The sequence below is a fragment of the Actinoplanes sp. NPDC049599 genome (assembly GCF_044465625.1).
Classification (GTDB): domain Bacteria; phylum Actinomycetota; class Actinomycetes; order Mycobacteriales; family Micromonosporaceae; genus Actinoplanes.
This window is the reverse complement of sequence record NZ_JBITLX010000048.1, coordinates 21353-47384: the sequence shown is the minus strand read 5'-3', so window position 1 is coordinate 47384 and position 26032 is coordinate 21353. Positions and strand designations below refer to the sequence as shown.

Here is a 26032-nt window from a genome sequence, read left to right as displayed (position 1 = left end):
GCACGAAACCAGCGGCGGTATCCGCACAATGCACTTCTACGTCGACTCGCAGACCAACGCACTAGCCGAAATCGAGTCGCACCTGACGCGGTGGAGGGAGGGTCATTCAAAACCCGGTGCGGTGGTTCTGAAGATCTCCAAGGCGGTGACGGTGCGTAACACGTCGGGGACGTCAGTCATGATCTGGTGGTAGCCGGTCTTGAGGATCTTCCAGTTCTTCAAATGACTGTTCGCGCGTTCGACGGCTGCGCGTAGTCGGTTGACGCTGTAGTTGTAGGACGTCTGCTTGCCGGTCAGTTCCCCACCGGGGGGCTTCTTGTGCGGGGTGATCGGGCCGGTGCCCTGGTAGCCGCTGTCGCCGATCATGCCTGGTCCGCCGGGTGTGAGGTGGTCGGCCCACCGTTGGGCGATGCCGGAGATGAAGAACGCCGCCGCGTCGTGGCGGGCGCTGTTGACGGGTTCGCCCACGTCGGTGACCCGGCCGTCGAGATCAGCGATGACCTGCGCGTTCTGCCCGCACACGTGTTTCTTGCCGGAGAACAGGCCGTGAGAGGACTCGCGTTCGCCGACCGGGGCGACGAACCCGTCGACCAGCACACCCTCGCGGCGGGTCTGCTCCAGACGCTGGTCGACTTCAGGGCGGGTGACCCAGCGCAGGATCGGCTGCAGGATCTGCTGATAGCGGGTGATGGTTGCCTGGGAACAGCCGAACACCTCAGCCAGGACCTCGTCGGGCAGGTTGTGCCGGAGTCCGAACAGTACCGCGATGACCGCCGTGGGCAGCCGCAACACGTGTGGACGCCCGACCGGCGGCTTCTCCCACTCATCGCCGACGATCTCGCGGACCCGGCCGATCAGGTCGGCGAGCCGGCCGGTCGGGAGTCCTGTCATACTTTCGCAGCGCAGCGGCTGGCCCTCGATCAACTTCCTCACAAAAGATGATCTAAAGGATCCCGGCCGCTGCGTCTACTTCAGACAGTCGGCCTCGGGTCGCGGCCACCCTCGAATCTCACTCAACGTGACATCCATGAGTGTCGACCGATTTTTGAATGACCCTCAGGGAAGGCCGCGCGTCGATCGAACCACAGCTCGACCCCGCATTCGAACACATCGGCCACCTCACGCAGTAGCCTGCAACGGATCTCGGCACAGCATGCGCCGGTCAGCCGCAAGTAGCATCACCGTGCGTGACGATGCCTCGCCGACCGCCGCGCACGCTCGGCGGCAAATGAGTGCACTGCCGAAGTTGGGCCAGAAGGATGAGTTCAAAAGGCAATCTCGGGGCACAGAATCGCAACGTGGTGCCTGACCGCGAAGCCCCGACGTTGGAGGAGCTTCAAGTGTTCGCTGCGACGCTTCCCGCTCCAATGGGAGAGCGCCTTCTCGCCAAGGCTCGTCCACTGCCGGCAGCTCCGGAACCCGACACCATCGGTGCGCCCGCACCGATTTATCAGTCATGGTCCGAGTTCCTGGCTCTCACCACGGCGGCGCAGCGTCTGATGTGGTGTCGGTTGAAGGCCAAGACCGCGAACCGCACGCGCCTCATGTCAGGGGCAGCGGCCGGCAGAGTGACTCCAGAAACGGTGTGGGGAGTTCTCGAGGCCGCCGAGGGCCGGTGCACCTACTGCGGTTCACTGCTGTGGAGGGTCGGCCGTCCGGCGCGGATGGCCGACCCGCAGCCTGGGCTCACGTCGGTCGCCGGATCGGGTCACTCGGTCACCTCGTCGCCCGATTCAGCGGGGGAACCAACGACCGCGACAATCTCAGCTGGTCATGCCTCTGGTGCAACACCTGGCCATCCGAGCGCCGAGAAGGAGCGTCGGACCACGGTGCCGTCCGTTGACACGGTAGGTGCCCGAGGACCGGATACACCCGGCCGATGTCGCCCAGAACGATCCACGCCACACCTGCTGGCCGGTCGCCCTGGCGATGGCGCTAAGTCCGACACTGCTTCACCCTCCGCGCCTTCCTCCCGGCAGCAGAGGACGCTCAGTCTTGGCTGGCGAATGAAGCGGACCCGGCCGCGAGCGTCATCGACCGGGTGCTCGCGGGATGGCGAGTGGCGAGCATTGGTCGCAGATGCATTGCGCTCCGAGCTGCTGAGCGCGCTCGTGCTTGGTCTTGTTTACCGCAGTCCTGCGGATCGGGTCGGTCGGATCGTTGCCGTACGCGCGTAAGTAAGCGAGGGCCGCCGCGACCCACCGCGCGTTTCTGATGCGGATGATGTACTCCAGACCACGGGTCTCGAAGGCGCCGAGGTCACCGTTGCACCCGGAACATAGAAGGCCGCGATTGCACTGCCCGCAGCTACCGCGCTCGCAGCACACATGGTCGTGGTCGATGAATAGCGGTGCCGGCCCGCTTCGGGCGGTGTTGTCCGCCCCGAAGGACCGCGATAGGCCGCGGCCGCAGATTGCACAGACTCCACCCTGTGCACGCAGCAGTGCCGAGTACGTCTCCCTCGTCATGCGGTGCCTGACGAGGGGCTCGGTGGGCATGGCGAGGCAGCAGAAGTCCGGCCCCGGCGATTCGATGTGGATCGCAATCGTGGCCGTCAAGTCGATCATGTGCCGCAGTGAGGGCGGTGAAGCTGGCACTGGGACGCGGGTCATTTGGCGAGATGGCATGCGCAGATGATGCCGTCTGGGTACGACACTGGAGGCCTCGGCCGATCCTGCCCTCAATGGTCAGCCGGATCGGTCGTCCCGGCGTGAGGTCAGCGCCTGCACGTCGACAAGAATGGCGATGGCATGATCCCCGTCCCCAGGCGCCACCTCGACGGCTGAGACAGGATGCCAGCCACCTCGGGAACGTGACGCTGTGTAGCGATCGGATCGCGGCAGATCCGGATGCCAGCAGTTACAGCTGAGAAGCCATGAACTTCACTCGACCCGGAATATCAGAATTGGGAAGTGGGTGCCACTCGGCTTCCTCCTGAACCCGAACCGCAAGCCACAGGCACTGAACGCAGCGACGAAATTCCCGGACCGGCAGCAGCCACCCGCCTTCGTCACGGTGGCCAGCGACGGTTGCTGACCGCACGGAGAGCGGCGATCCGCATTTCGGGCAACGATGTGATGGATGCGGCTGCCGGACGTAGCCGCCGGACCCATCGCTCATGAGCAGAACTCTAGCCCGCAACTTCGACAGCCGGGTTGACCTTAGGCAGGAGCCGCACGATCGTCTCGTGCGCACGATCCGCGGCATGACAGTGCGCTCCGCCCAAGATGTCAAGATCTGCGCCGGACCGATTCAGGAGCAACTGCGGCCACCTGGTCACAATCCGAGATGACTCCCTCCGCACTGTGGGACGCTGCCTTCGGTAGTCCGCGCAAGGGACGGGAATTGTTGTTCTGGCCTCCAGCCGGGGAGGTCGCCGATTCTAACCACCCCATGCCGTCGAACCGCCGCAATCCCAGGCGATCGAGGATCCGGGGTTTGTCAGCGGTTGCCGCCAGGTGGGCGAGGTTCTCGAAGTAGCTCCAATAGGTACCGCAACCCCTCGTCCGCTCTTGCTCCGCATATGGCTGCAACTTCTTCCACGCTTCAAGTACTCGGCCGTGGACGTAACTCAAGATCAGCTCACGGTCGGCCGTTGGAAGCACAGCCAGGATCCCATAGTCACCGTAGAGGTGACCAACCCGGTAGACATGCACCCGAGCTTCCAAAGGGAGACCAGAGATGCCGTGGTCGGGAGTGAAGTCGGCTGCCAGGTGGCGCAGAACATAGTCGAGGCTATGCTGAAAGGAGTCAGTCCGGAACTCCGCGTTGAGGCTCATCAGCGTCGTCCTGGTATGTGAATCGCGACTCGTGGAGCGCGTGATCCGATATTGCCGCAACGCCATTGCCGTAGAAACGGCGAGCGCGGTGACGGAAGTCGGCAATGCGATCAATTGCTGGATCGATCCGAGGTCCATGCGATCTCCCGATTGCCTGTCAGCTTCATTCGGAAGGAGCTGGTCACAGGATACAGAGCCCCTGCAAATTGATCACCGAGTCATTGCCATGGAATTAGTTTCGGCGCGGCGAGTGGATTCTTGTCGAGATGATCGAGTGCGCTCATCTCGGCAGATCCGCGCATCCCGCACTCAGCATCTCGGTGCGCGGTGACAGCAACGCGGCGCCGAGAGTCGCGTACATCTGGTTCGATCTCGCGAACGAACCCACGCCCCGCCGGCGGGGCCCGTCGATATCGGCCCGCACCGGCGGCTGTGGATGGAGCGCGGACCGCGCCTCAGGCGTCGCTGACGTGGATGCGGTAGCGCTCCAATGTCTCGTCGAGCACCTCGCCGCCCGGCCGGGACCAGACGTCCTCGGCGAAGACTTCCACCTCGATCGGGCCGGTGTAGCCCGCCGCGTCCACCGCCTCGCGGAAGCGGCGCAGTTCCACGCAGCCCGTGCCCGGCAGGCCCCGGCCGAGCAGTACCCCGGCCGGCAGCGGCGTCACCCAGTCGGCCACCTGGAAGCAGGCGATCCGCCGCTCGCGCCCGGCCCGGGCGATCTGCTCCCAGACCGCGTCGTCCCACCACAGGTGGTACGTGTCGACGACCACCCCGACCGCCTCGGCCGGGTACGGCGCCGCCAGGTCGAGCGCCTGCTTCAGGTTCGCCACCACGCACCGGTCCGAGGCGAACATCGGGTGCAGCGCCTCGATCGCCAGTTGGACCCCGGCGTCCAGTGCGTACGGCACCAGCTCGCCGATCGCCGAGCCCACGTGTGCGCGGGCCGCGTCGACGTCCCGGCTTCCGGCCGGCAGTCCGCCGGAGACCAGCACCAGCGCGGGGGCGCCCAGGGTCGCGGCCTCGTCGATCGCGCGCTTGTTCTCGTCCGCCCAGCCGTTCTGCTGGAAGAAGCCGCCGCGGCACAGCGAGGTGACGGCCAGCCCGTGGTCGCGGGCCAGCGCCGCCGCCCGTGCCACGCCGTACGCCTGGACGTCCTCGCGCCACAGGCCGACGCCGGTCACGCCGGCTGCGGCGCAGCCGGCCATCAGGTCGGGCAGCGGCCAGTGCTTGGTTGTCGCCTGGTTCAGGGAGAAGCGTTTCACGGCTGCGCCACCCCCGCCGTGGTGAAGAACGCCCGGGCCCGGTGCGCGGCGAGTTCCGCGTCCGGCAGCAGCCCGGCCGCGTCGGCCAGGCGTAGCAGCCGCGCCAGGTGCCGCGGTGAGCGGCCGCTCTGCACGCCGCCGACCATCGTGAAGTGGTCCTGGTGGCCGGCCAGCCAGGACAGGAACACGATGCCCGTCTTGTAGTACCAGGTCGGCGTGGCGAACAGGTGGCGGGAGAGCGTCACGGTCGGGGCCAGGATGCGGTCGTACTCCCCGAGGTCGCCCGCGTCCAGGGCCCGCAGCGCCGCGGCGGCCGGCGCCGTGATCGCGGCGAAGATGCCCAGCAGCGCCTCGGAGTGGCCCCGCTCGTCGCCGCGGATGAGGATCGGGTAGTTGAAGTCGTCGCCGGTGTAGAGCCGGACCTCGGCCGGCAGCCGGCGCCGGATCGCCACCTCGAAGTCCTCGTCCAGCAGCGACAGCTTGATCCCGTCGACCCGGCCGGGGTGCGCGGCGATGAGCTCGAGGACCGTCTCGGCGGCCGGGCCCTGCTCGCCGGCTCCCCAGTAGCCGGCGAGCAGGGGGTCGAAGGCCGGGCCCAGCCAGTGCAGGATCACCGGCTGGTCGGCGTCGTCGAGGAGCCGCCCGTAGACGTCCAGGTAGTCCTCGGCCGTGCGGGCCGTGGCGGCCAGGTGCCGGCTGCACATCAGCACCGGGGTCGCGCCGGCCTCCTGCACGTCGGCGAGCTGCTCGCCGTAGGCCTTGCGGATGTCGTCCAGCGACGCCGGGCCGGGCGGGAGCTGGTCGGTGGCGACGCCGGCGGCGATCGTGCCACCGGCCGCCGCCGCCTCGCGCGACGAGCGGCGGATCAGCTCGCGGGCCGCCGGGTAGTCCAGGCCCATGCCGCGCTGGGCGGTGTCCATCGCCTCGGCCACGCCGAAGCCGTGCGCCCACAGGTGGCGGCGGAAGGCCAGGGTGGCGTCCCAGTCCACCGCCGGGGGCGCGCCGGGCACGTTCTCGGCGGCCGGGTCCGCGACCACGTGGGCGGCGGCGTAGGCCACCCGGCCGGTGAACGGTGCGCCGGGCGTGGCCCACTGCGCGCCGGCCCCGGAGAGCGTCAGCGGCCCGTCGGGCAGGTGCACGGTGCGGCTCACTGCGTCAGCTCCGGCACCTCGACGCGGCGGCCCTCGCGGGCCGACCGCAGGCCGAGCTCGGCCAGTTGCACGCCGCGCGCGCCGGCCCACAGGTCCCAGGTGTACGGGGCGTCCTCGGCGACGTGCCGCAGGAACATCTCCCACTGCGCCTTGAAGCCGTTGTCGAACTCCTCGTTGTCCGGCACCTCCTGCCACTGGTCCCGGAACGAGTGGGTCAGCGGCAGGTCCGGGTTCCACACCGGCTTGGGGGTGGTGGACCGGTGCTGGATGCGGCAGTTGCGCAGGCCCGCGACCGCACTGCCCTCGGTGCCGTCCACCTGGAACTCGACCAGCTCGTCGCGGTTCACCCGGACCGCCCAGGAGGAGTTGATCTGCGCGACCATGCCGCCGTCGAGCTCGAAGATGCCGTACGCGGCGTCGTCGGCGGTGGCCTCGTAGGGCTCGCCCTGCTCGTCCCAGCGTTGCGGGATGTGCGTGGTGACGTGCGCGGTGACGGCGCGGACCGGGGCGAAGAGCTGCTCCAGCACGTAGTGCCAGTGCGGGAACATGTCGACCACGATGCCGCCGCCGTCGGCCGCCCGGTAGTTCCAGCTCGGACGCTGGGCGGTCTGCCAGTCGCCCTCGAAGACCCAGTAGCCGAACTCGCCGCGTACCGAAAGGATCCGGCCGAAGAAACCGCCGGAGATGAGGCGTTCCAGCTTGCGCAGGCCCGGCAGGAAGAGCTTGTCCTGCACGACGCCGTGCTTGACGCCGGCCGCGTCGGCGGCCCTGGCCAGCTCGACCGCGCCGTGCAGGGTGGTCGCGAGCGGCTTCTCGGTGTAGATGTGCTTGCCGGCCTCGATCGCCAGGCCGATGGCCTTCTCGCGCTCGCTGGTCACCTGCGCGTCGAAGTAGACCTGCATATCGGTGCGGGCCAGCGCCGCGCCCAGGTCGGTGGTCCAGTCGGTGAGGCCGTGGCGGCCGGCCACGTCGCGCAGTTTGGCCTCGCTGCGCCCGACGAGCAGCAGCTCGGGCCAGAGCACCGAGCCGTCCCGCAGCGGCAGCCCGCCGCTCTCCCGGATGGCGAGCAGGGAACGGACCAGGTGCTGGCGATAGCCCATCCTCCCGGTGACACCGTTCATGACGATCCCGATCGGGACACGAGCGGACATGGGCCGACCCCCTAGGTAAGCGCTTTCCTGGCAGGTTACCGGCGCGCACACACCGCAGGCAAGCGGTTGCTCCCGGCCGTTGATGGGCTAGTCTTCTCCGCGTGGCGACTCTGGCTGATGTCGCGCGGCGGGCGGGGGTCTCGACCGCGACCGTTTCCCGCATCATCAACAACAGCCCCAAACCCGTGGCCGCGGCGCTGCGCGAGCGGGTGCTGGCGGCCGTCGCCGAGCTGCAGTTCGTGCCGAACGCCAACGCGCAGCAGCTGGCCCGGGCGGACCGCACCGCCGTCGGGGTGATCGTGCACGACGTCTCCGACCCGTACTTCGCGGAGATCACCCGGGGGCTGCAGCGGGTCGCCACCGACCACGGCCGGCTGGTCATCATCTGCAACAGCTACCGCGACCCGGAACGCGAGCTGGCGTACGTGGACCTGCTGCACGCCCACCAGACCGCGGCGATCGTGCTGGCCGGCTCCGGCTACGTCGACGCGCCGATCACCGCCCGGATGGACGGCAAGCTGCGGCTCTACCAGAGCACCGGCGGGCGGGTCTCGGTGATCGGCCGGCACGAGCACGCCGGCGACGCCGTGGTGCCGGAGAACGAGCCCGGCGGCTACCTGGCCGGCGACGCGCTCTACCGGCTCGGGCACACCGCGATCGGCGTCATCGCCGGGCCGCGGCACCTGACCACCACCACCGACCGCCTCGCCGGGCTGCGCCGCGCCGCCAAGGAGCACGGCCACCGGCTGGGCACCCGGCAGGTGGTCTACGCCGACTTCGACCGCAACGGCGGCGCGGCGGCCACCGCGACCCTGCTCGCGCAGAACCCGGGCCTGACGGCGCTGGCCGCGCTGAACGACTCGATGGCCGTGGGCGCGCTGGCCTGCCTGCGGGAACGCGGCATCGACGTGCCCGGCGAGATCAGCCTGATCGGCTTCGACGACATGCCGATCTCGGTCGACGTGACGCCGCCGCTGAGCACCGTACGGCTGCCGCTGGAGGAGATCGGCGTCCGCGCCATGTCGCTGGCGCTGCGCGAGGGTGACCGCGACGGCCCGCTGGTGGAGCACGCGGCCGCGAAACTGGTGCTGCGGGGCACCACCGCCCCGCCGCGCGGCGGGCGCTGATCAGACGGCCAGCCGGTCCGCCTCCCGGGAGTCGACGTCCTGCGTGACGCCGCAGTTGGTGCACTGCAGGTAGTAGCGGGCCGGGCGCACCGGGAACAGCGGGATGAAGAACAGGCTGAATTTGGTCGTGCGCTTGATCAGCACCTGCGCCACCGTGGCGCCGCAGTAGGCGTGCAGCAGGGTCGGCGCCGCGATGCGGCGGTCCGAGGACTTGAAACCGAAGATGAGGAACACGGGGACGACGGTACCCAGCCGGCGCATTCTCATACCCCGGCGAGCGAAAGGACGTGACCGTGCGGGTCGAGGTGGAGAGCGACACCCCGCTGTGGTTCGGGCCCGGTTCCCCGGTCCGGGCGGCCTCGGCGATCGCGGCGTTCGGCGACGGCTGGCTGGTCGCCCAGGACGACGCCACGCACGCCGCCTGGCTGCGGCCGGACGGCGTCACGGCGGTCCGGGTGCTCGACCCGGTCGGCGGGCACGACACATTCAGCTCCGCCGCGGGCACCAAGCACCTGAAGCCCGACTTCGAAGCGGCGGTCACCGTCGACGACGGCGTGCTGCTGCTCGGCTCCGGCTCCACCGCGGCCCGGATGCGCGCCGCGCTGGTGACCGCGCCCGGCACCGTGCGGATCGTGGACCTGACGCCGGTCTACCACCGGATCGCCGCAGCGCTCGGCCTCCCGGTGGACCGGCTCAACCTGGAGGGCGCGGCGCGGATCGGCGACCGGCTGCGCTGGTTCCAGCGCGGCAACTCGGCCGCCGGGGTGCCGTCCGCGGCGGTCGACGTCAACCTGTCGGCCCTGCTCGCCGCGGCCGCGCCCGAGGTGGGCAGCGCACGGCGGTACGACCTCGGCGCGGTGCGCGGGGTGGCGCTGGCGGTCACCGACGCGGTGGCGCTGCCGGACGGCCGGATGCTGGTCTCCGCCGCCGCCGAGGACACCCCGAACGCGGTCGACGACGGGCCGGTGGTGGGCGCCGCGCTCGCGCTGCTGGACGACGACCGGGTGCTCGCGGTCGCCGCGGTGCCCGGCGGGCCGCACAAGATCGAGGGTCTGGCCGTCCGGCGCGTCGGGCCCGCCGGGGTGTCCCTGATCGCGGTCGTGGACGCCGACGACCCCGACGCGGCCTCCGGCCGGCTGGACCTGCGCGTGACCTGGTGACGGCCGGCCGGCCGGGACGAGGCAGCATGGGGGCATGGCGACGATATTGGTGACCGGGTCCAGCGACGGCATCGGACGGCAGACCGCGAGCACGCTCGCGGCGGACGGGCACCGGGTGGTGCTGCACGCCCGCAACGCCGCACGGGCGGAGCAGGCACAGGCGGCGGTGCCCCAGGCGGTGGCCGTGGTGCGCGGCGACCTGACCTCGCTGGCCGAGACCCGGCAGCTGGCCGAGCAGGCCGCCGCGGCCGGGCCGTACGACGTGGTGATCCACAACGCCGGAGTGGGTGGCGGGCAGCGCGAGCCGGTCCGGACCGCCGACGGGCTGGAGCGGATCTTCCAGGTCAACGTGCTGGCGCCGTACGTGCTGACCGCGCTGGTGCCCTGGCCCGCCCGGCTGGTCTACCTGACCTCCGGGCTGGAGGCCGACGGGGTCCCGCGGCTGGACGACCCGCAGTGGGAGCACCGCGCCTGGGACGGCATGCAGGCGTACAGCGACTCGAAGCTGTACGACGTGATGCTGGCGTTCGCGGTCGCCCGGCGCCGGCCGCAGGTGCTCAGCAACGCGGTCGACCCCGGCTGGATCCGTACCCGGATGGGCGGGCCGGGCGCGACCGACGAGCTGCCCGCCGGCGCCGAGACCCAGCTCTGGCTGGCCACCAGCGACGAGCCGGCGGCCACGGTCACCGGCCGCTACCTCAAGCGCCGCCGGGAGCTGCGGGCGAATCCGGCCGCGTACCGGGAGGACCTGCAGGAGCGGTTGCTGGCGGTCTGTGCCGAGCTGTCCGGGGTCACGCTGCCGGCCTGAGCCCGGCCGAGCGGACCGGAGCGGGGTGACGGAGAATCATCGACCATGAGTGATCAATCCCCCGCCCGGGTCCGCGACCTCGACATCGTCGTCTACGGCGCCTCCGGCTTCGTCGGGGAGCTGACCGCCGGGCACCTGGCCCGGCACGCCCCGGCCGGCACCCGGATCGCGCTGGCCGGGCGGTCCGCCGAGCGGCTGGCGGCGGTCGCCGGGCGGCTCGGCGTGGACTGGCCGGTGCTGGTGGCGGACGCCGCCGACGAACCGGCCCTGGCCCGCCTCGCCGCCGCCGCGCACGTCGTGATCACCACGGTCGGCCCGTACGCCAAGTACGGCCGCGCCCTCGCGCACGCCTGCGCCGCGGCCGGCACCGACTACGTCGACCTGACCGGCGAGGTCATCTTCGCGCGGGCCAGCGCGGACGAGAACCACGAGCTGGCCCGCGCCACCGGCGCCCGGATCGTGCACTCCTGCGGCTTCGACTCGATCCCGTCGGACCTCGGGGTGCACGTGCTGTGGGAGCGGGTGCGGGCGGACGGCGCCGGCGAGCTGACCGCCACCACGCTGGTGGTGACCAGCATGAAGGGCGGGATCAGCGGCGGCACCATCGACTCGATGCGGCACCAGCTGGACGTGACGAGGAAGGACCCGGCGCTGCGGCGGCTGGCCGCGAGCCCGTACTCGCTGAGCCCGGCGCTCGCCGACGAGCCGGAGCTGGGCCGCCAGGACGACCTGGTCACGCTGCGCGCCGCGGAGGTCGACCCGGCGCTGCGCGGCAGCCTGGCCCCGTTCGTGATGGCGTCCTACAACTCCCGGGTGGTGCGGCGCAGCAACGCGCTGCGCGGCTTCGCGTACGGCCGGGCGTTCCGCTACCGCGAGGCGATGAGCGTGGGCACCTCGCCGCTGTCGCCGGTGCTCGCCGCCGCCACCAAGGCCGGCCTCGGCGCGCTGGTGCTGGGCCTGTCGGTGCCGCCGACCCGGTGGCTGCTGGACCGGTTCCTGCCCAAGCCCGGCGAGGGCCCGGATCAGCGATCCCGTGAGCAGGGGCACTTCACGGTCGACCTGTTCACCACGACCAGCACCGGGGCGCGCTACACGGCCCGGGTCCGGGCCAAGGGCGATCCCGGGTATGCGGCCACCGCCGTCATGCTCGGCGAGTCCGCGCTGGCCCTGGCGCTGGACCGGGAGCGGCTGCCGGACGTGCCGGGCGGCGTGCTGACCCCGGCCACCGGGATCGGTGACGCGCTGGTCGAGCGGCTGCGCGCGGCCGGTGTGGAGATCTCCGCCCGGCCCCGCACACCCTGACCCGGAAAATTCGCCAAGTCGGCCCCCACGCAGGTCCGCGCTGGCGATAGTGAGGATGCGGACGGCGCGGGGCCGCCCGCGAGGGGGACCCGTCCCGCCTGACCTGCAGCGAAAGAAGTACGGCATGACCACGGCAACCGAGTCGGGCAAACCGAGCCGGGGGCGGCCCACGTTCGCCGACCTCAGCGTCAACGTCAAGGTGCTGTCGGCGGTGGCCGTCGCGGCCCTGGTCGCCCTGTTCGTCGGGATCAACGGCATCCGCTCGCTCAGTGAGGCCAGCGACTCCGCGCAGCTCATCTACCGCAGCAACGTGGCCAGCATCAAGGCGATCGGCGACGTCAAGACGGCGGTGACCCAGGCCCGGGTCGACCTGTCCAACCAGGCGCTGTCCCCGGACGACGCCTCCGTCACCAAGTTCACCCAGGGTTTCATCGCCGACCTGGACGCCTTCAGCACCGCGATGAAGGCCTATCGCGACAGCGGGCCGGCCGGTGATCCGGCCGTCATCAACAGCCTGCAGACGACCTGGACGTCGTACATCAAGGTCGCGCAGGACGAGATGCTCCCGGCCGGGGTACGCAACGACCTGGCCGGCTGGGCGTCGATCCGCGACGCCAAGGCGCTGCCCCTGCTCACCACGATTTACCAGGACCTGGCGACGCTCGACAAATCCGAGACGGCCGACGCGGCCAAGAACGCCGCCGCGGCCAAGTCGGGCTACGAGTCCAGCCGGCTGACGGCGATCGTCTCGCTGATCGTCGGGATCCTGCTGGCGCTGGCCCTGGGCGCGCTGGTGGCCCGCCGGATCGTGCAGGCGCTCACCAAGGTCAAGGTGGTCTGCGAGGCGCTGGCGGCCGGCGACCTCACCAGGACCAGCGGGCTCACCTCGCGCGACGAGCCGGGGCAGATGGGCCAGGCGCTCGACGCCGCGGTGGGCCGGCTGCGCCACACGGTGACCACCATCGACGGGTCCGCCTCCTCGCTGGCCAGCGCCTCGGAGCAGATGACCGGCACGGCCACGCAGATCGCCACGTCGGCCGAGGAGACCTCCGCGCAGGCCCAGGCCGTGTCCGCCGCCGCCGAGCAGGTCTCGCGCAGCGTCGAGACGGTCTCGGCCGGCAGCGAGGAGATGGGCGCGTCGATCCGGGAGATCTCGCAGAACGCCACCGAGGCCGCCCGGGTCGCCGAGGAGGCGGTCACCGTCACCGCCGCGACCTCGGCCACCATGGGCAAGCTCGGCGAGTCCTCGGCCGAGATCGGCAACGTGATCAAGGTGATCACCTCGATCGCCGAGCAGACCAACCTGCTGGCGCTCAACGCCACCATCGAGGCCGCCCGCGCGGGCGAGATGGGCAAGGGCTTCGCCGTGGTCGCCTCCGAGGTCAAGGACCTGGCCCAGGAGACCGCCCGGGCCACCGAGGACATCTCCCGCCGGGTGCAGGCGATCCAGGACGACACCAACGGCGCGGTGACCGCGATCGAGGGCATCTCCGCGGTGATCGCCCGGATCAGCGACTTCCAGACCACCATCGCCTCGGCCGTGGAGGAGCAGACCGCGACCACCGCCGAGATGAACCGCAGCGTGTCCGAGGCGGCCACCGGCTCCGGGGAGATCGCGCAGAACATCACCGGGGTCGCCGAGGCGGCCCGGCTGACCAGTCAGGGCGTCTCGGACACCCAGCAGGCCACGGCCGAGATGGCCCGGATGTCGACCGAGCTCAGCAGCCTGGTCGCCACGTTCCGGTTCTGAGCCCGGGCTCCTCAGGCCCGGCCGGCGCAGGCCACGCAGGTGGTGGCGAACGGCCGGGCCGCGAGGCGCTCCCCCGGGATCGGCTCACCGCACTTCTCGCAGCCGCCGTAGGTGCCGGCGGCCGAGCGGGCCAGGGCGTCGTCCAGGTCGGCGACACGCCGGCGGCCGGCGGCGAGCAGGGCGGTGAGCTGGGCCCGTTCGAAGGCGATGGTGCTGCCCTCCGGGTCGTGCTCGTCGTCGGCGTTCGAGGAGCGCGAGGCCTCGAAGACCTCCAGCAGGTCCTGATCCAGCCGCTGCACCTGGGCCCGCGCCTCGGCCCGCAGGCGCCGCAGGGTGTCGTCGCGCTCCATCTCCCGACGATACGGCCGCTCAGCCGCGGAACGGCCCGCGCACGCAGTACGTGATGCCGTCGGTGAGCACCCCGGCCGGGCCCCGTTGCGAGGAGAAGTAGAGCCGGTCGCCGCGCGGGCTGAACGCCACCCCGCACAGCTCGGAGGAGTCCTGGCCGGTCACCCGCAGGAACGGCGACACCCGGCCGGCGGGCGTGACCAGGCAGATCTCCATCGAGCCGCCGTCCTCGGCCACGTACAGGTCGCCGCCGGCCGACCCGGTCAGGTTGTCCACGCCGGTCAGCGGCGGCGGGCCGGCACCGGCCAGGTTGTCGTCGTAGGTCAGCCGGTAGCGGCCGGCCTTGAGGTCGACCTGCCAGATCCTGCCGTCGCCCTTGGTGGTGAACCAGACGATGTCACCGGCGTAGTAGCAGCCCTCGCCGCCGTGGAAGACCTTCGCGGCGGCCACCTGGTGCCGGGTGCGCACCGGCGTGCCGCCCGGATCGGGCACCCGCTTCCAGGTGAAGGCGCCCGAGGTGCCCGGGCCGCCGCACAGCACCTCCAGCCGGCCCGCCGCCAGGTCCGGCCAGCGGTGCGGGACGAACCGGTAGAACCGGCCGTCGGGCTCGTCCTCGGTCAGGTATACGACCCGGCGGACCGGGTCGGCGGCCGCGGCCTCGTGCCGGAAGCGGCCCATCGCGGGCCGGGCCACGGCGGCGCCGCCCCTCGGGTACGTCTCGAAGACCTTGCCCCGGTCGATCTCCTCGCAGGACAGCCAGGTCCGCCAGGGCGTGCCGCCGCCGGCACAGTTGCCGGTGGTGCCGGCCAGGATGCGCCGGGCCGCGGTCACCCGCCCGTCGGCGCCGAACCGGATCATCGAGGCGCCGCCGCGTCCCGGGGCGGGCACCTCGGAGTTGGAGACGTAGATCCAGCCGTCGCCGTCCGGGAAGGTGGCGCCGCCGTCCGGTGCGTCGTGCCACCGGTAGCTCGTACCGGTGACCCGCCGCCCGGAGCGGGCCACGACGCTGCTGGTGAATCCCTCCGGCAGCCGGATCCCGTGGCTGTCCGCCGCGCACAGCGGCCCGTAGGGCCCGGCGCCGGAGCGGGCCACGGCGTAGGCCGCCGACCAGCCGGTGAACGGCAACGCCACGGCGCCCGCGCCGAGCGCGGTCACCCGCAGCAGACTTCGACGGTCCATCCCGACAGCATACCTAGATATGGTGTAATTCCGGCAATTCGCTCGGGGCCTACACTGCACTGCTGTGGATGACCTTGCGCATGCCCGGGCGCTCCGCGACCAGCTCGGCGAGACCTTCTGCCTGACCTATGTGAAGGGCGTGGACGCGGAGGCGGCGCTGCGGCGGCTGGGCGGCTGCCCGGACACCGTCCGGACGCTCCCGGACGGCGACGTGGCCGGGCCGCCGCTCGCCGTGGCCCTGGCGCTGGGCACCTGGTCGGTGGTGATCGAGCCCGGCGGGACGCGGGGCGCAGACCACGCGCTGCTGGAAGTGGCCTCGCGGGGCACGGCGGCGGTCTCGGTGCTGCGCCACGACCAGGCCGCGGCCCATTTCGGGTACGCCGTCGACGGCGCCACGGTCACCGGCTTCGACCCCGGCTACCCGGCCGAGGAGACGATCTGGGGCGCGGACCCGCAACTGCTGCGCCCGCTGATGGACGCCCTCGGGCTGCGGCCGCCGTCCGACGAGTCACAGAGCGCCTGGCAGGACGCCGAGGCCCGGGCGATCGTGCTGGCCCAGCGGATCACCGGGGTCCGGCTGCCCGACCGGCCGCTGGCGGCCGCCCGGGTCGCGGCCGAGCTGGAGCCCTGGTTCGTCGTCCCGGCCGGCGGGGCGGACCTGCTGCGCGCCGGCCGGCGCACCCCGTTCGCCGCGGAGCTGCTGGCGGCCGCGGAGGCCGCGGCCCCGGACGTGCAACGGGCGGTCGCGGTCGCGGAGGTACGCCGCCAGGCCGCCGTGCTGGGCGTCGCGGACTCCCCCGGTCTCGTGGCGGCGCTGACCGCCGGCGCCCCGGTGGCCCCGGACTCGCCGCTGGGTCATCGGGTGCGCGGCTGGCTGGCAACCGGCGACCGCCCGGAGCTGCGCTGGTTCCTCGGCGCCCTGCGCGGCGTGCTGGGCGCGGACCCGCGGGTGGCGGTGCTGGCGGCGCTGAAGCCGTACGCGTCGGCTCTGCCCGGCCTCGCCGACGAGCCGGCCCGTGCCGCCGTCCTGGCCGCGCTACGCGACCAGGCTCGCTGACGTCCGGCCGAGCCGGGCGGTGATCGCGCGCAGCGCCGCGATCGTCTCCCGGTCCCGGTCGGGGTCGTCCTCGGTCGGCCACGCGCTGCACTTGACGATCACCACGTCGGCCGCCGGATCGACGAACAGGTACTGGCCGTGCACCCCGAGGCCGGTGAACGCGCCGCCGTCCAGGGTCCACCACTGGTTGGCGTAGCCGTAGTGGTCGTAGCCGCTCGGGCCGAGCGCCCCGATCGCCAGCCCCGGCACGTCACGGACACCGGTGCGGCGGACCCAGTCGCGCGGGATGAGCTGCTCGCCGTCCAGCACGCCGTCGCGGGCCATCAGCAGCCCGAGGCGGGCCACGTCGCGCGCGGTGGCGTTGAACGAGCCGCCGCCGATCGCGGTGCGCGGCCGCGAGCGGGAGAGCCAGTAGTAGGCGTCCCGGTCCGCGCCGAGCCGGCGCCACAGCCGGTCGGCGGCGTACGCGGCCAGCGACATGCCGGTGGCGGCCTCCAGCACCCAGCCGATGAGCTGAGCGTCCATGGTGGAGTAGTTGAAGCGCTCACCCGGCTCGGCGGTGCGGCGGGCGGACCGCAGCACGTCCACCACGCTGCCGCGGCCCAGGCAGGCCTCCTCGAAGCGCTTGATGTCCGTGCCCGGCACGTCCCACGCCTCGAGGTCACCCACGCCGCTGCTCATCGCGAGCAGGTCGGCGAGGGTGGCGGCCTCGTAGGCGGTGCCGGCGAAGTCGGGGCGGTAGTCCACGACCCGGTCGGTCAGGCTGCCGATCGCCCCCTCGGCCAGCGCGATGCCGACCAGCATCGAGGTCAGCGACTTGGACAGGGAGAAGAGCTGGAAGCGGGCGCGCGGGCCGGCGAACGTGCCCGGGTACGTCTCGTGCACGAGCTCACCGCGGTGCAGCACGACGAAGGCCGTGGTGTAGGTCCGGCGGTGCAGGTCGGCCAGGCTGAGCCGCCGGCCGTCGAAGTCGTAGGTCAGCTCCAGCGGCCCGGCCCGGCCCGGCAGCGGGCGGTGCACCGGGCCGCGGGCGACCCGCTCGGTCGGCAGCAGCCAGTTCATGTGGGTGAAGGTCCACTCGTTGAACGGGCGCTGCATGATCAGGTCACCCTGGCGCTCCCACCAGGAGGAAGCCGGCTGAACGTGCTGATGGTCGATGACACTGGTCATGGCAGCCCCCGCTGTCCGATCCACGGTGCGTACGCGATACGTAACGCCTCGGACATGACTACGGAGTGGATCGGCGAATCGTTCGGCGCTTCCGCCTGACTTTTTCCCCGGCGCCGGCCCGCCCTGGTCAGCGCGCCGCATCGGCTTCCACCTCGGCGTCGTCGAGCCAGATGTGCGCGATCTCGAGGAACCGGCCGGCCTTGAGGTGATCCGGGCGGTCGGCGGGTTCGAGCGCCGCGGCGACCACGGCCATGCCGTCGCGCAGCTCGGCGATCAGCTCCGCGAGCGGCCGCGACGGCGCCGGCGGCACCCGGCGGTCGTGCACGGCCCGGCCGATCCGCCACAGGCGCTCACCCGCCCAGCCGGCGGCCGGCACCACGACGGCGAGCACCCCCGGGCGGGTCGGATCCGGCACCAGGAGCAGCGTCGTGGCGCTCAGCGCGACCATCAGCGCGAAGTTCACGATCGCCCAGTTCTCCGGGCGCCGGTCCAGCGCCGGGGGCAGTCCGAGCGCGTGGGTGGCGTTCCAGAGACCGGCGGTCGCGAGCTGCAACGCCCCGACGACGGCCGGGTCGGCGCCGGACCCGGACAGCCCGGCGTGCTGGCGGTCGACGGCGGCCCGCTCCGCCGTGAGCGCGAGATCCCGGACCTGTTCCGCGAGGCCGGTCATCACCCGGCCGCCCGCTCCGGCGCGGACAGCCAGATCTCCAGGGCCAGGATCGCGACGCAGACGTCACGGTCGGCAGCGCTCAGCGCGGCCAGCCGGGCGTCCCGCCACCGCAGCCGGTCGAAGGCGGCCGCGGTCGGCCGGCCCGCGGACCTCTCGCGCATCAGCGCGGTCAGTTCGCCGCGCGCCAGCCGCAGCAGGGCCAGGGTCTCGCCCGCCGCGCCCACCCCCGGCGGGGGCGTGACCGCCGGCGCCGATCGTGAGCGGGCCAGCCGGCGCCGGCCGACCCTCCGGTCGACGGCGTTGAGCAGCCGGAAGAACGGGAACGCGAGCCCGAACAGCACCACCGGCAGGGTGATCGTGGCGGCCCAGCCGCCCGGCAGCCCGGCCACCTCGCCGAGCAGGGTGGACACCGCCCAGATCGCGCCGCCCATCAGCAGCACGCTCAGCGCGGACCGGGCCCCGCGGCCGAGCCCGCCGGTGGCCCGGACCACCTGGTACCGGGCACCCCGCAGCCAGTCGCGGGCCTCGGCGGCGCGCGGATGGTCGCTGCCGGCGGTCAGCACCGCCAGGCGCGCCTCGGCAGTCTCCAGCAGGTGGCCGGCCCGGGCGAGCCGGGACGGCAGGCGGTGACCCTCCACAGCACGAGGGTCACACGGGAGCGCAACCGCCCGGCCGGCGCTCAGCGGGCCAGCGGCAGCGCCACGTGCGACACCCCGAGCCGGACGCCGACCGTGGTGCCGGCCGGGTAGCGCAGGGTGTGGTCGCGTTCGGTGGAGATGAGCACCAGGCCGATCCGGTGACCGGGCGCGAAAACGTGATCCTGGGTCTGCAGGTCCCAGCTGAACGGGTAGGTCCTGCCGGGCCGCACCGGGGTGGTGTGCGACGGCGAGAGCCGGTTGCGCACGTCCAGCCAGCCCCGGGTGACGATCTCCGACCCGGTGCGCACGGTCACGTACTCCCGGCGGGTGAAGCAGCCCGGGTCCTCCGGGATGCCGGGGCCGACGCAGTCCTGCACGCCCGGCAGCGAGCGCAGCCCGGCGAACCGGTCGGCGGGCCCGTAGTCGACCAGCAGCGCGGTCAGGTACGGCGACGCCCCGGCCAGATCGGCCCGGACCGTCACCCTCGGCGTGCCGGACAGCCGGGTCTCGCGGGTCAGCGGCTCGGACAGGTACGCCAGCCGGTTCTCCTTGACGGTCAGCTCGTTGTCGGCCAGCTGCTCGGCGGTCTGCGTGGGATCGTCCACGAACGACTCCCGGAGGCCCGGCCCGGTGGGCGTGCCGCGCAGCGTGCCGCCCGTACCGAAGAACATCGGGGTCGTCCGGGTGCCCGGCACCGGCCAGGACCGCGAGGTCCGCCACACGGTCGGCGCCACCTCGACGTCGGCCATCGGCTCCCGCATGATCCCGGTGTCGATCTTGTACAGCCAGAAGTCGAACCAGCGGTGCAGCGTGCTGAGCCACTCGGCCCGCCGGACGTTGAACGGGTCGGTGTGCGCCGCCTGGTGCAGCCAGATCTTGCGCGGCACGTGCCGCTTCGCCAGCGCGTCCCACCACTGCCCGGCCTGCCCGGTGCGGACGTTGTCGTCGTGCAGCCCGTGCACGAGCAGCACGCTCGCGCGCACCTTGTCCACGTCGCGCAGGTAGTTCCGCTCGGCCCAGTAGGCGCTGTAGTCGCCGGTCTCGCGGTCCTGGCCGCGTTCCAGCGCCGCCGTCACGCCGGCGCAGACCTCCGGGTTCTCCCGGGTCAGCACCGCCTTGGCGAGCACGTCGGTGTCCTCACCCTGGAACCCGCCCGGTGCGACCACGCCGCCGTTGGCCCGGTAGTAGTCGTACCAGCTGGAGATCGCGGCGATGGGCACGATCGTCTCCAGCCCGCGCACGCCGGTGGCGGCGACCGCGTTGGGCAGCGTGCCGTTGTAGGAGACGCCGATCATCCCGGTCCGCCCGGTCGACCAGCCGGCCCGCACCGGCGCGCCGGCCTCGTCGACGGCCGTGGCGCGGCCATTGAGCCAGTCGACGACGGCCTTCATGCCGAGGGTCTCGTTGCGCCCGCCGGAGGTGGGACAACCGTCGGAGCCGCCGCTGCCGAGGCTGTCGGCGAAGACCACGGCGTAGCCGCGCGGCACGAAGTAGTTGTCGAGGTACCCGGCGAAGGTCACGGTCTCGGCCGCCCGGTCGGCGTCGCTCCCGCCGCCGCGGCGCGCGCCGGCCGCGTCGCGGTCGATGTCGTCATGATTCGGTACGTCGTTGAGCCCGGCGAAGTAGGGACTGCCCTGGAAGATCACCGGGACCTTCCGGCCGTCCCCGGTCCGCGGCCGGATGATCCGTACGGCGACCCGGTCGGGCGTGCCGTCGGCGTCACTGTCCACCGAGGTCTGCACCCACACCCGCTCGCGGACGGCCTGGGTGTAGTCGTAGACCGGCTCGGTGCCGGCGGCGGGCGCCGGCGCGGCCTGCGCGACAGCCGCACCGGCGGCCACGGTGAGCAGGGCGGCGCCGGCGGTCAGAGCCCGCACCAGGAATCGGACGGATCGCATCGAGGACGCCTCCGGCGCTCGGGGACCAGACGGTGGGACGACCCTATCGCCTCCGGTCGATGCGCAGGGGCCCGGTCCACCCCGGACTCCCGCGGCACGCGTCGGTGGCAGGCAGCGCGACGTCGCGCTGCCTGCCACCGAACCGCGATCAGTTGTCGCAGGCCACCTTGTTGCCGTCGGGGTCCAGCTTCTGCCGGTCCGCCGCGGCCACCGTGAGCGGCAGGAAGCCGCGCTCGGTCAGCCACGCGCACTTGTCCTTGGTGCCCGGCGGGAACGTCCACGGCACGCACTGGGTGATCTCGCCGTAGTTGTGGTCGCAGCCGTCCACGTTGGGCCGGACGTACCGGGTCTTGGTCGGTGACGGCAGCGGCTTGAGCGGCTTCACCCCCGGCTGGCCGGCGAAGTTCTGCACGAACGGCTCGGCCACCGGCCCGCCCGGAGCCGCCGGCGACGAGGACGCCGCGGTGGCCGCGGCAGGCGGTGCCGCCGGGTCGGCCGGTGCGCTCGCGGCGAGCCGCGGCCAGGTGCTGTCGGTGGGCCGGGGCGCCGGCGCGACCGGCCCGGCCGCCGGGGAAGCGTCCCGCTCCCCCGGCGCCGCGACCAGCCAGACGCCGGCGGCCAGCACGCCGAGCACCCCCAGCACGATCAGGGTACGGCGCGCCCCGCTCACTTGACCTGCACCCACTGCGCCACCGACGGGACCCCGTTGGTGCCGACCACGTAGAGCATGTACCAGCCGGGCGGGGCCAGGTTGGGGTTGCTCGTCAGGTTCAGGCCGATCGTGGTGCCGGTGACCGTCATCGGCAGATCCACGTACCGCTGGTTGGGGTCGCTGGAGTGGGTCACGGCCTCCGGGCGGATCAGCGCGGCCTTGAGGATCGGGCCGTCCACGGTGATCTGCTTGCTGGTGCCGTACGCCCACTGGTCGCCCGCCACCGAGAGGATCTGCGGCCGGCCGCCCTTGAACAGGTACGGCGGGGAGTACACCGAGATCCGCATGTCGAACGTGCCGTCGCCGGGGTTGTCGCCGACGGCCATGACCCGGCCGTCCGGCAGCAGGAACGCCGACGAGTGGTAGCCGCGCGGCACCGGGTCGGTGGCCATGCCCGGGGTGAAGGTGTTGGTCGCCGGGTTGAACATGGACGCCTCGTACACCGGGTCGGCCCGGTTGTGCAGGGCGCCGCCGGTCTCGAAGACCTTGCCGTCGGGCAGCAGCACCGCGGACACGTACATCTTGCCCTGCGCGGCGGTCTGCGGGACGCCGCCGGTCATCGTGCCGCCGGGCAGCGGCGGGCCGGGCTGGTACACCGGCGTCGCCTGCTTGAGGTCGATGAGGTCGGTGAGCCGGTTGGCGTCCGGGTTGCTGTCGATGTTGCCGCCGCCGAGCGTCAGCACCCGCTGGTCCTGTGCCGGTGGCAGCAGCACGCTCATCGACTGGTCCCGCTGGTCCTTGTTCTGCAGGCCGGTGACCGGGGTGATGGTGTTGGCGCCGTAGTCGTAGATGGACGCGCCCGAGCCGGGCAGGCCGTTGCCGAAGACGTGGCTGCCGGTGTAGAAGAGCCGGCCGTCCTGCATCAGCACCATCGACGGGTACAGGCCCCAGAAGCTCCAGCTCTGGTTCGCCTCGTTGAGCGAGAGCCAGCGCTCCTCGCTGCTGTCGAAGTACTGCGTCGCGACGGTGCCGGAGGAGTCCTCGCCGAGGCCGCCCAGCGAGATGACGTCGCCGTTGCCCATCACCGTGGCCGAGGGGTACCAGGAGCCGGACGACATGTCGTTGACCTTGGTGTAGCCCAGGGTGTCCGGGTCGAAGATGTACGAGTCCTTCAGGCCCTTGTAGCCGTGGCTGCCGTCGGCCGCCGGGTAGTCCTTGTTGCCGCCCATGATCAGCACCCGGCCGTCGGCGAGCTGGACGTGGCCGGAGCAGAACAGGTCGGCCGGCGTCGGCACGGCGGTGAAGGTGCCGGTGCGCGGCGAGTAGACGGCCGTCTTGAAGGTGCCCGCGGCGAACGCGGCCGGGTCGTTGCCGGAGCCGGCGACGAGCAGCACGTTGCCGTTCTTGAGCACCACCGCGTGGATGCCGCGGACCGGCGAGTTGAACGGCATGACCTGCCAGGCGCCGGCGGTGCAGGCCGGGCCGGCGCTGCACGAGGTGCCGGGCGCGGCCTGGGTGGCGTCCACCATGGCGTAGTCGTCGGTCTGCAGGGTGCCGACGCCGTAGATGGTGACGCCCCAGACGACCTGGTCGGTGTTGGCCGGCACCGGCGGGGTCCGCACGGTCTGCTTCTTCCAGGCCGTGCTGGTGGTCAGGGTGGCCAGGTCGGTCCAGTACACCCAGCCCTGCGCCACGTCGTGCCGGAACATGGTCATGACGGTGTTCGGGGTGGTGCTCTTGTACCAGGCCGACACGTCGTACTGGTGGCCCGGCGTCACGTTCGGCGCGCAGGACGGGTTCTCCAGCATCAGCGCCTTGCGGTCGCCGCTGGTGATCGCCGAGACGGTGACCTTCATGGCGTTGGCGCCGCTGTGCGGCGCGGTGTGGGTCACCTCGTACGAGTGCGTGCTGTCGCCCCAGCCGGACTGTTCCCAGCAGACCGGGAAGCCGGTGGAGTCGACCACCTCGAGCCCCGGGTTGCTGAGCAGGTTGGCGCCGGCGAAGGACTTGCCGGGCACGGCCAGGACCAGCAGCAGCGTCACGATGACGACCTGGGCTATCCGGATCCGGTCGCGCCGGCTGAGCAGCGGAAGGGGGCGACGGTTCATGCGTTCTCCAAAGCGGTGGCCCTGGGCTTGGCCCGGTAGATGACCTTGTCGAGAATGAGGAAGCGCACGACGAAGGACGTCACGAGCGTCATCAGGTTGGCCGCGAGCACGCCGATGTTCAGGCCGCCGACCAGCAGCGCCAGCAGCGGGATGCGCAGCAGCAGGTCGGCGTTGCCCATCACGAAGAAGCGGGTGAGCCGGCTCGCCAGGCTGCGGTGCCGGCGGTTGCGGTAGAGCAGGGTGTCGGTCAGCAGGAAGTTCCAGCCGACCGCGACCAGGTTCGCCAGCACGGCCGCCGCCAGGTAGTGCACGCCGGCCACGTGGGCCAGGAACCAGAGCGCGACCTGGTTGGGCAGCAGGCCGGAGACGCCGATCAGGCCGAACGCCAGCATCCGGGTGCGTTCCGCGCCGAAGCGCAGGATCGCCAGGTGCTTTCCGAAGCGGACGCCCTCGGCCATTGTCGACTTGGACTCGCCGGCGTGCCGCTGCTGGAACGTGTACGGCACCTCGACGATCCGCCCGGGCCGGTTGCGCACCACCAGCTCGAGCAGCACCTTGTAGCCCAGCGGCCGCAGCTCGTCGACCTCCAGCGAGCTGGTCCGCACCGCGAACAGCCCGCTCATCGGGTCGCTGACCTGGAGCAGCGAGTTCCGGAAGATCATCTTGGTGAAGAAGGTCGAGCCGCCCGAGATGAGCTTGCGGTAGCTGTCGGAGAGCCCGTCGCTCTTGCCGCCGCCCGCGTACCGGGTGCCGACCACCAGGTCGGCGCCGTCGCGCAGGCCGGCCGCGATGAGGTCCGGCACGATCTCCGGCGGGTGCTGCAGGTCGGCGTCCATCACCACGATCCAGGCGCCCCGGGCCAGCCGCATGCCCTCCACGACCGCGCCGCCGAGCCCGCCGACGCTGTGCTCGCGGTGGTGCACGGTGATCGGGATCGGGCAGGTCAGCGCCGCGGCCCGGATCACCTCGGGGGTGTCGTCCGTGCTGTCGTCGACGAAGACCAGCTCGGTGTCGCTCTCCGGCAGCACCGCGACGAGCCGCTCCAGCAGCGCCGCGATGTTCTCGCGCTCGTTGAAGGTCGGGATGACGATGGTCTGGCGCAGGCTGGTGGCGACCTGGACCTTGCCGATGGCCCCGGCCATGGTCACCCGGTACGGGGTCCCGGAGCGGTCGCCGGCGGTGAGCGTCATGGTTTCTCCTTGTCGACCCGGCGGATCTCGATGCGGCCCTCGCCGGGGCCGAACGTCGCGATCGCCGTGGAGTTGGTCAGCAGCTTGTTGACCGTGGGCAGGGAGGTGGGGTCCTGGCGCAGGACCGGGGTGGACACGATGTAGTCGACGTCGCGCCAGCCGTCGGGCAGCGTCGCCGCGACCGCGGTGTCGAGGTCCAGCTTGTAGAACCAGATGACCTTCTCGCGCTGGTAGCCGGCGTTGACGCAGTCCAGCCAGAGCACGTCGTCGACGACGACCGTGGCCGTCTCGCGGCCCGGCAGCTGCTCCCGCAGGTAGTTCGCCGCCGCCACGTACCCGGCGTTGTCGTCGGTGGTCAGGGCCCGGCGGTTGCCGTCGTACCAGCGCGGCAGCACCAGGGTCAGCGCGGTCAGGGCGGCGACGCCGAGCACGGCCCAGCGCCACCAGATCCGCCGCGGCTTGAGCCGCAGCACACCCTCGTCGATGACGCCGGCGATGACGATGGCGAAGAACGGCAGGATCTGCACCACGTACATGGCGGGCAGGTAGCCGCCGGGGCGCAGCGCGACCACGGCCAGGATGGTCGCGGCGACCGCGGGCGCCCGCAGCCGCCGCACGGCCAGCGCCACGACGGTGGCCACCAGGCCGGCGATCAGGATCACGGTGTCGTAGTAGAGCCAGGAGGTGATCAGCGAGTTCGAGCCGGAACCCTCGTCGAAGACGGTGCCGGAGCCGGAGCGCGACATGAGCTGGAACTGCCAGGCGCCGATCAGCGACACGTGCCCGTCGCCGGGGAACAGCTCGCCGCGCAGCAGCGCGTACAGCGGGTAGAAGACGCCGACCAGGACGATGCCGCTGACGTAGCCGCCGAAGGCCCACGGCCGGGTGGAGGTCTTCGCGGCGTTCTGCCACATCGCCACCAGCACCGCGGGAGCGGTGAGCACCATCGTCTCCTTGGACAGCACCGCGACCGCGGTCGCGGCGCCGGCGGCGGCGTAGTGCCACAGGTGCTTGCGCGGCGACAGCGCCAGCGCCAGGGCGCCGAGCATCCAGGCGACGGCGAAGCTGTCCAGGTAGATCTGCCGGTTCATGGTGAGCGCCAGCGGCGACAGCCCGAAGGTCAGCAGCGCCAGCGCGGCCGCCCACCGGGAGAACTGCAGCCGCCGGCCGATCACGTAGATCAGCACCAGGCTGGCCGCCACCACCGGCAGCATCGCGATCCGGCCGGCCGCGACGGCGAGCAGGTCGGGGGCGACCACGGCCGGCAGCCAGGCCAGGCCGGCGAGCTGGATCCAGGCCAGCGGCGGGTGGTCGTACCAGTAGGTGTAGTGCGCGAGGCCCTCACCCTGCTGCACCGCCCAGGCCTGGGCGAGGTAGGTGCCCTCGTCGTCGGACAGGGTCGGGAAGCCGGTGATGTTCCAGGCCAGGAGGAACAGGACCACGGCCGTCAGCCCGCCGGCCACGTACAGGTCCGTCCGCGACCTGCGCTTGCGCGCCGGTGCGGCCCGTTCCTCGGGTGCCGGCGGAAGGATGATGACTTCGGTCGGTGCCTCGGCAAACGTGGTCATGCTGCGCTCACCTTTCGCATGCCCTTCCGGCCCTCGCGGGCGATGCCATGATCCGGTGCGG

23 protein-coding genes are annotated in these 26032 nt (G+C 72.1%); 6 read left to right on the top strand and 17 right to left on the bottom strand.

What is annotated here, in order from left to right; all coding sequences use genetic code 11:
• Positions 1 to 102: 102 nt before the first annotated feature.
• The 6 genes from ACIBQZ_RS41925 to ACIBQZ_RS41900 all read right to left on the bottom strand — a co-directional run bounded on the left by ACIBQZ_RS41925 (position 103) and on the right by ACIBQZ_RS41900 (position 7346).
• Complete coding sequence (locus ACIBQZ_RS41925; protein ID WP_396094536.1) at positions 103 to 933, bottom strand: transposase family protein; 831 nt, start codon at positions 931 to 933, stop codon at positions 103 to 105.
• 1097 nt (positions 934 to 2030) lie between these two features.
• Entirely contained in the window at positions 2031 to 2468 is a 438-nt protein-coding gene (locus ACIBQZ_RS41920; RefSeq protein WP_396094538.1) for an endonuclease domain-containing protein, read from the bottom strand.
• A 762-nt stretch (positions 2469 to 3230) separates the two neighbouring features.
• Entirely contained in the window at positions 3231 to 3917 is a 687-nt protein-coding gene (locus ACIBQZ_RS41915) for a hypothetical protein (protein WP_396094535.1), read from the bottom strand.
• A 317-nt stretch (positions 3918 to 4234) separates the two neighbouring features.
• On the bottom strand, positions 4235 to 5044 hold the full coding sequence (locus ACIBQZ_RS41910) for a sugar phosphate isomerase/epimerase family protein (protein ID WP_396094534.1): 810 nt from the start codon (positions 5042 to 5044) through the stop codon (positions 4235 to 4237).
• The gene (locus ACIBQZ_RS41905; protein WP_396094533.1) at positions 5041 to 6195 is read right to left on the bottom strand and encodes a DUF993 family protein; all 1155 of its coding nucleotides are present in this window, start codon (positions 6193 to 6195) and stop codon (positions 5041 to 5043) included. The genes ACIBQZ_RS41910 and ACIBQZ_RS41905 overlap by 4 nt, the downstream gene beginning before the upstream one ends.
• The gene (locus ACIBQZ_RS41900; protein WP_396094532.1) at positions 6192 to 7346 is read right to left on the bottom strand and encodes a Gfo/Idh/MocA family protein; all 1155 of its coding nucleotides are present in this window, start codon (positions 7344 to 7346) and stop codon (positions 6192 to 6194) included. The genes ACIBQZ_RS41905 and ACIBQZ_RS41900 overlap by 4 nt, the downstream gene beginning before the upstream one ends.
• Before the next feature lie 101 nt (positions 7347 to 7447).
• On the opposite strand from ACIBQZ_RS41900, the gene ACIBQZ_RS41895 reads away from it, so the two are divergent.
• Complete coding sequence (locus ACIBQZ_RS41895) at positions 7448 to 8473, top strand: LacI family DNA-binding transcriptional regulator (RefSeq protein WP_396094531.1); 1026 nt, start codon at positions 7448 to 7450, stop codon at positions 8471 to 8473.
• Here the strand turns inward: ACIBQZ_RS41895 and ACIBQZ_RS41890 are convergent, their stop codons facing one another.
• A complete protein-coding gene (locus ACIBQZ_RS41890; RefSeq protein ID WP_396094530.1) occupies positions 8474 to 8707 on the bottom strand; it encodes a zinc ribbon domain-containing protein in 234 nt (77 codons plus the stop codon).
• 59 nt (positions 8708 to 8766) lie between these two features.
• Here ACIBQZ_RS41890 and ACIBQZ_RS41885 point away from each other — a divergent pair, with 59 nt between their 5' ends.
• The 4 genes from ACIBQZ_RS41885 (at position 8767) to ACIBQZ_RS41870 (ending at position 13493) form a co-directional block, all read left to right on the top strand.
• Positions 8767 to 9633 (top strand): DUF6910 family protein, encoded by an 867-nt coding sequence (locus tag ACIBQZ_RS41885; RefSeq protein ID WP_396094529.1) that lies wholly within the window; start codon positions 8767 to 8769, stop codon positions 9631 to 9633.
• Positions 9634 to 9667: 34 nt separating this feature from the next.
• Positions 9668 to 10441, top strand: a complete 774-nt coding sequence (locus ACIBQZ_RS41880) for an SDR family NAD(P)-dependent oxidoreductase (protein ID WP_396094528.1) — start codon at positions 9668 to 9670, stop codon at positions 10439 to 10441.
• A 45-nt stretch (positions 10442 to 10486) separates the two neighbouring features.
• A complete protein-coding gene (locus ACIBQZ_RS41875; protein ID WP_396094527.1) occupies positions 10487 to 11743 on the top strand; it encodes a saccharopine dehydrogenase family protein in 1257 nt (418 codons plus the stop codon).
• 124 nt (positions 11744 to 11867) lie between these two features.
• Complete coding sequence (locus ACIBQZ_RS41870) at positions 11868 to 13493, top strand: methyl-accepting chemotaxis protein (protein WP_396094526.1); 1626 nt, start codon at positions 11868 to 11870, stop codon at positions 13491 to 13493.
• An 11-nt stretch (positions 13494 to 13504) separates the two neighbouring features.
• Here ACIBQZ_RS41870 and ACIBQZ_RS41865 read toward each other — a convergent pair whose 3' ends face one another.
• Positions 13505 to 13843: a TraR/DksA family transcriptional regulator gene (locus tag ACIBQZ_RS41865; RefSeq protein ID WP_396094525.1), complete on the bottom strand. Its 339-nt coding sequence runs from the start codon at positions 13841 to 13843 to the stop codon at positions 13505 to 13507.
• A 19-nt stretch (positions 13844 to 13862) separates the two neighbouring features.
• Positions 13863 to 15020, bottom strand: coding sequence for an alkaline phosphatase PhoX (locus ACIBQZ_RS41860; protein ID WP_396094524.1), 1158 nt, complete (start codon positions 15018 to 15020; stop codon positions 13863 to 13865).
• Positions 15021 to 15084: 64 nt separating this feature from the next.
• On the opposite strand from ACIBQZ_RS41860, the gene ACIBQZ_RS41855 reads away from it, so the two are divergent.
• A complete protein-coding gene (locus ACIBQZ_RS41855) occupies positions 15085 to 16077 on the top strand; it encodes a DUF6461 domain-containing protein (protein WP_396094523.1) in 993 nt (330 codons plus the stop codon).
• On the opposite strand, the gene ACIBQZ_RS41850 is transcribed toward ACIBQZ_RS41855, so the two are convergent.
• The 8 genes from ACIBQZ_RS41850 to ACIBQZ_RS41815 all read right to left on the bottom strand — a co-directional run bounded on the left by ACIBQZ_RS41850 (position 16057) and on the right by ACIBQZ_RS41815 (position 25971).
• Positions 16057 to 17247 (bottom strand): serine hydrolase domain-containing protein, encoded by a 1191-nt coding sequence (locus tag ACIBQZ_RS41850; RefSeq protein WP_396094522.1) that lies wholly within the window; start codon positions 17245 to 17247, stop codon positions 16057 to 16059. The two genes, ACIBQZ_RS41855 and ACIBQZ_RS41850, sit on opposite strands and share 21 nt — an antisense overlap.
• A 127-nt stretch (positions 17248 to 17374) precedes the next feature.
• The gene (locus ACIBQZ_RS41845; RefSeq protein ID WP_396094521.1) at positions 17375 to 17917 is read right to left on the bottom strand and encodes a hypothetical protein; all 543 of its coding nucleotides are present in this window, start codon (positions 17915 to 17917) and stop codon (positions 17375 to 17377) included.
• Positions 17917 to 18555, bottom strand: coding sequence for a hypothetical protein (locus ACIBQZ_RS41840; RefSeq protein WP_396094520.1), 639 nt, complete (start codon positions 18553 to 18555; stop codon positions 17917 to 17919). Before ACIBQZ_RS41840 ends, ACIBQZ_RS41845 begins: the two co-directional genes overlap by 1 nt.
• A 41-nt stretch (positions 18556 to 18596) precedes the next feature.
• Positions 18597 to 20453 carry a Xaa-Pro dipeptidyl-peptidase gene (locus tag ACIBQZ_RS41835; protein WP_396094519.1) on the bottom strand — a complete coding sequence of 619 codons (1857 nt, stop codon included), beginning with the start codon at positions 20451 to 20453 and terminating at the stop codon, positions 18597 to 18599.
• A 148-nt stretch (positions 20454 to 20601) separates the two neighbouring features.
• Positions 20602 to 21123: a hypothetical protein gene (locus ACIBQZ_RS41830; protein ID WP_396094518.1), complete on the bottom strand. Its 522-nt coding sequence runs from the start codon at positions 21121 to 21123 to the stop codon at positions 20602 to 20604.
• Positions 21120 to 23213 (bottom strand): galactose oxidase-like domain-containing protein, encoded by a 2094-nt coding sequence (locus ACIBQZ_RS41825; protein ID WP_396094517.1) that lies wholly within the window; start codon positions 23211 to 23213, stop codon positions 21120 to 21122. The genes ACIBQZ_RS41830 and ACIBQZ_RS41825 overlap by 4 nt, the downstream gene beginning before the upstream one ends.
• Positions 23210 to 24403, bottom strand: coding sequence for a glycosyltransferase (locus ACIBQZ_RS41820; protein ID WP_396094516.1), 1194 nt, complete (start codon positions 24401 to 24403; stop codon positions 23210 to 23212). The genes ACIBQZ_RS41825 and ACIBQZ_RS41820 overlap by 4 nt, the downstream gene beginning before the upstream one ends.
• The gene (locus ACIBQZ_RS41815) at positions 24400 to 25971 is read right to left on the bottom strand and encodes an ArnT family glycosyltransferase (protein WP_396094515.1); all 1572 of its coding nucleotides are present in this window, start codon (positions 25969 to 25971) and stop codon (positions 24400 to 24402) included. Before ACIBQZ_RS41815 ends, ACIBQZ_RS41820 begins: the two co-directional genes overlap by 4 nt.
• Between the last annotated feature and the right edge of the window lie 61 nt (positions 25972 to 26032).

Coding starts and splice junctions, on each gene's coding strand:
- ACIBQZ_RS41920 (WP_396094538.1), bottom strand. CDS start 2,468: ATGACGAGGGAGACGTACTCGGCACTGCTGCGTGCACAGGGTGGAGTC.
- ACIBQZ_RS41850 (WP_396094522.1), bottom strand. CDS start 17,247: ATGACCAGTGTCATCGACCATCAGCACGTTCAGCCGGCTTCCTCCTGG.
- ACIBQZ_RS41815 (WP_396094515.1), bottom strand. CDS start 25,971: ATGACCACGTTTGCCGAGGCACCGACCGAAGTCATCATCCTTCCGCCG.
- ACIBQZ_RS41880 (WP_396094528.1), top strand. CDS start 9,668: ATGGCGACGATATTGGTGACCGGGTCCAGCGACGGCATCGGACGGCAG.
- ACIBQZ_RS41845 (WP_396094521.1), bottom strand. CDS start 17,917: ATGACCGGCCTCGCGGAACAGGTCCGGGATCTCGCGCTCACGGCGGAG.
- ACIBQZ_RS41900 (WP_396094532.1), bottom strand. CDS start 7,346: ATGTCCGCTCGTGTCCCGATCGGGATCGTCATGAACGGTGTCACCGGG.
- ACIBQZ_RS41825 (WP_396094517.1), bottom strand. CDS start 23,213: ATGAACCGTCGCCCCCTTCCGCTGCTCAGCCGGCGCGACCGGATCCGG.
- ACIBQZ_RS41835 (WP_396094519.1), bottom strand. CDS start 20,453: ATGCGATCCGTCCGATTCCTGGTGCGGGCTCTGACCGCCGGCGCCGCC.
- ACIBQZ_RS41870 (WP_396094526.1), top strand. CDS start 11,868: ATGACCACGGCAACCGAGTCGGGCAAACCGAGCCGGGGGCGGCCCACG.
- ACIBQZ_RS41820 (WP_396094516.1), bottom strand. CDS start 24,403: ATGACGCTCACCGCCGGCGACCGCTCCGGGACCCCGTACCGGGTGACC.
- ACIBQZ_RS41860 (WP_396094524.1), bottom strand. CDS start 15,020: ATGGACCGTCGAAGTCTGCTGCGGGTGACCGCGCTCGGCGCGGGCGCC.
- ACIBQZ_RS41865 (WP_396094525.1), bottom strand. CDS start 13,843: ATGGAGCGCGACGACACCCTGCGGCGCCTGCGGGCCGAGGCGCGGGCC.
- ACIBQZ_RS41875 (WP_396094527.1), top strand. CDS start 10,487: ATGAGTGATCAATCCCCCGCCCGGGTCCGCGACCTCGACATCGTCGTC.
- ACIBQZ_RS41915 (WP_396094535.1), bottom strand. CDS start 3,917: ATGGACCTCGGATCGATCCAGCAATTGATCGCATTGCCGACTTCCGTC.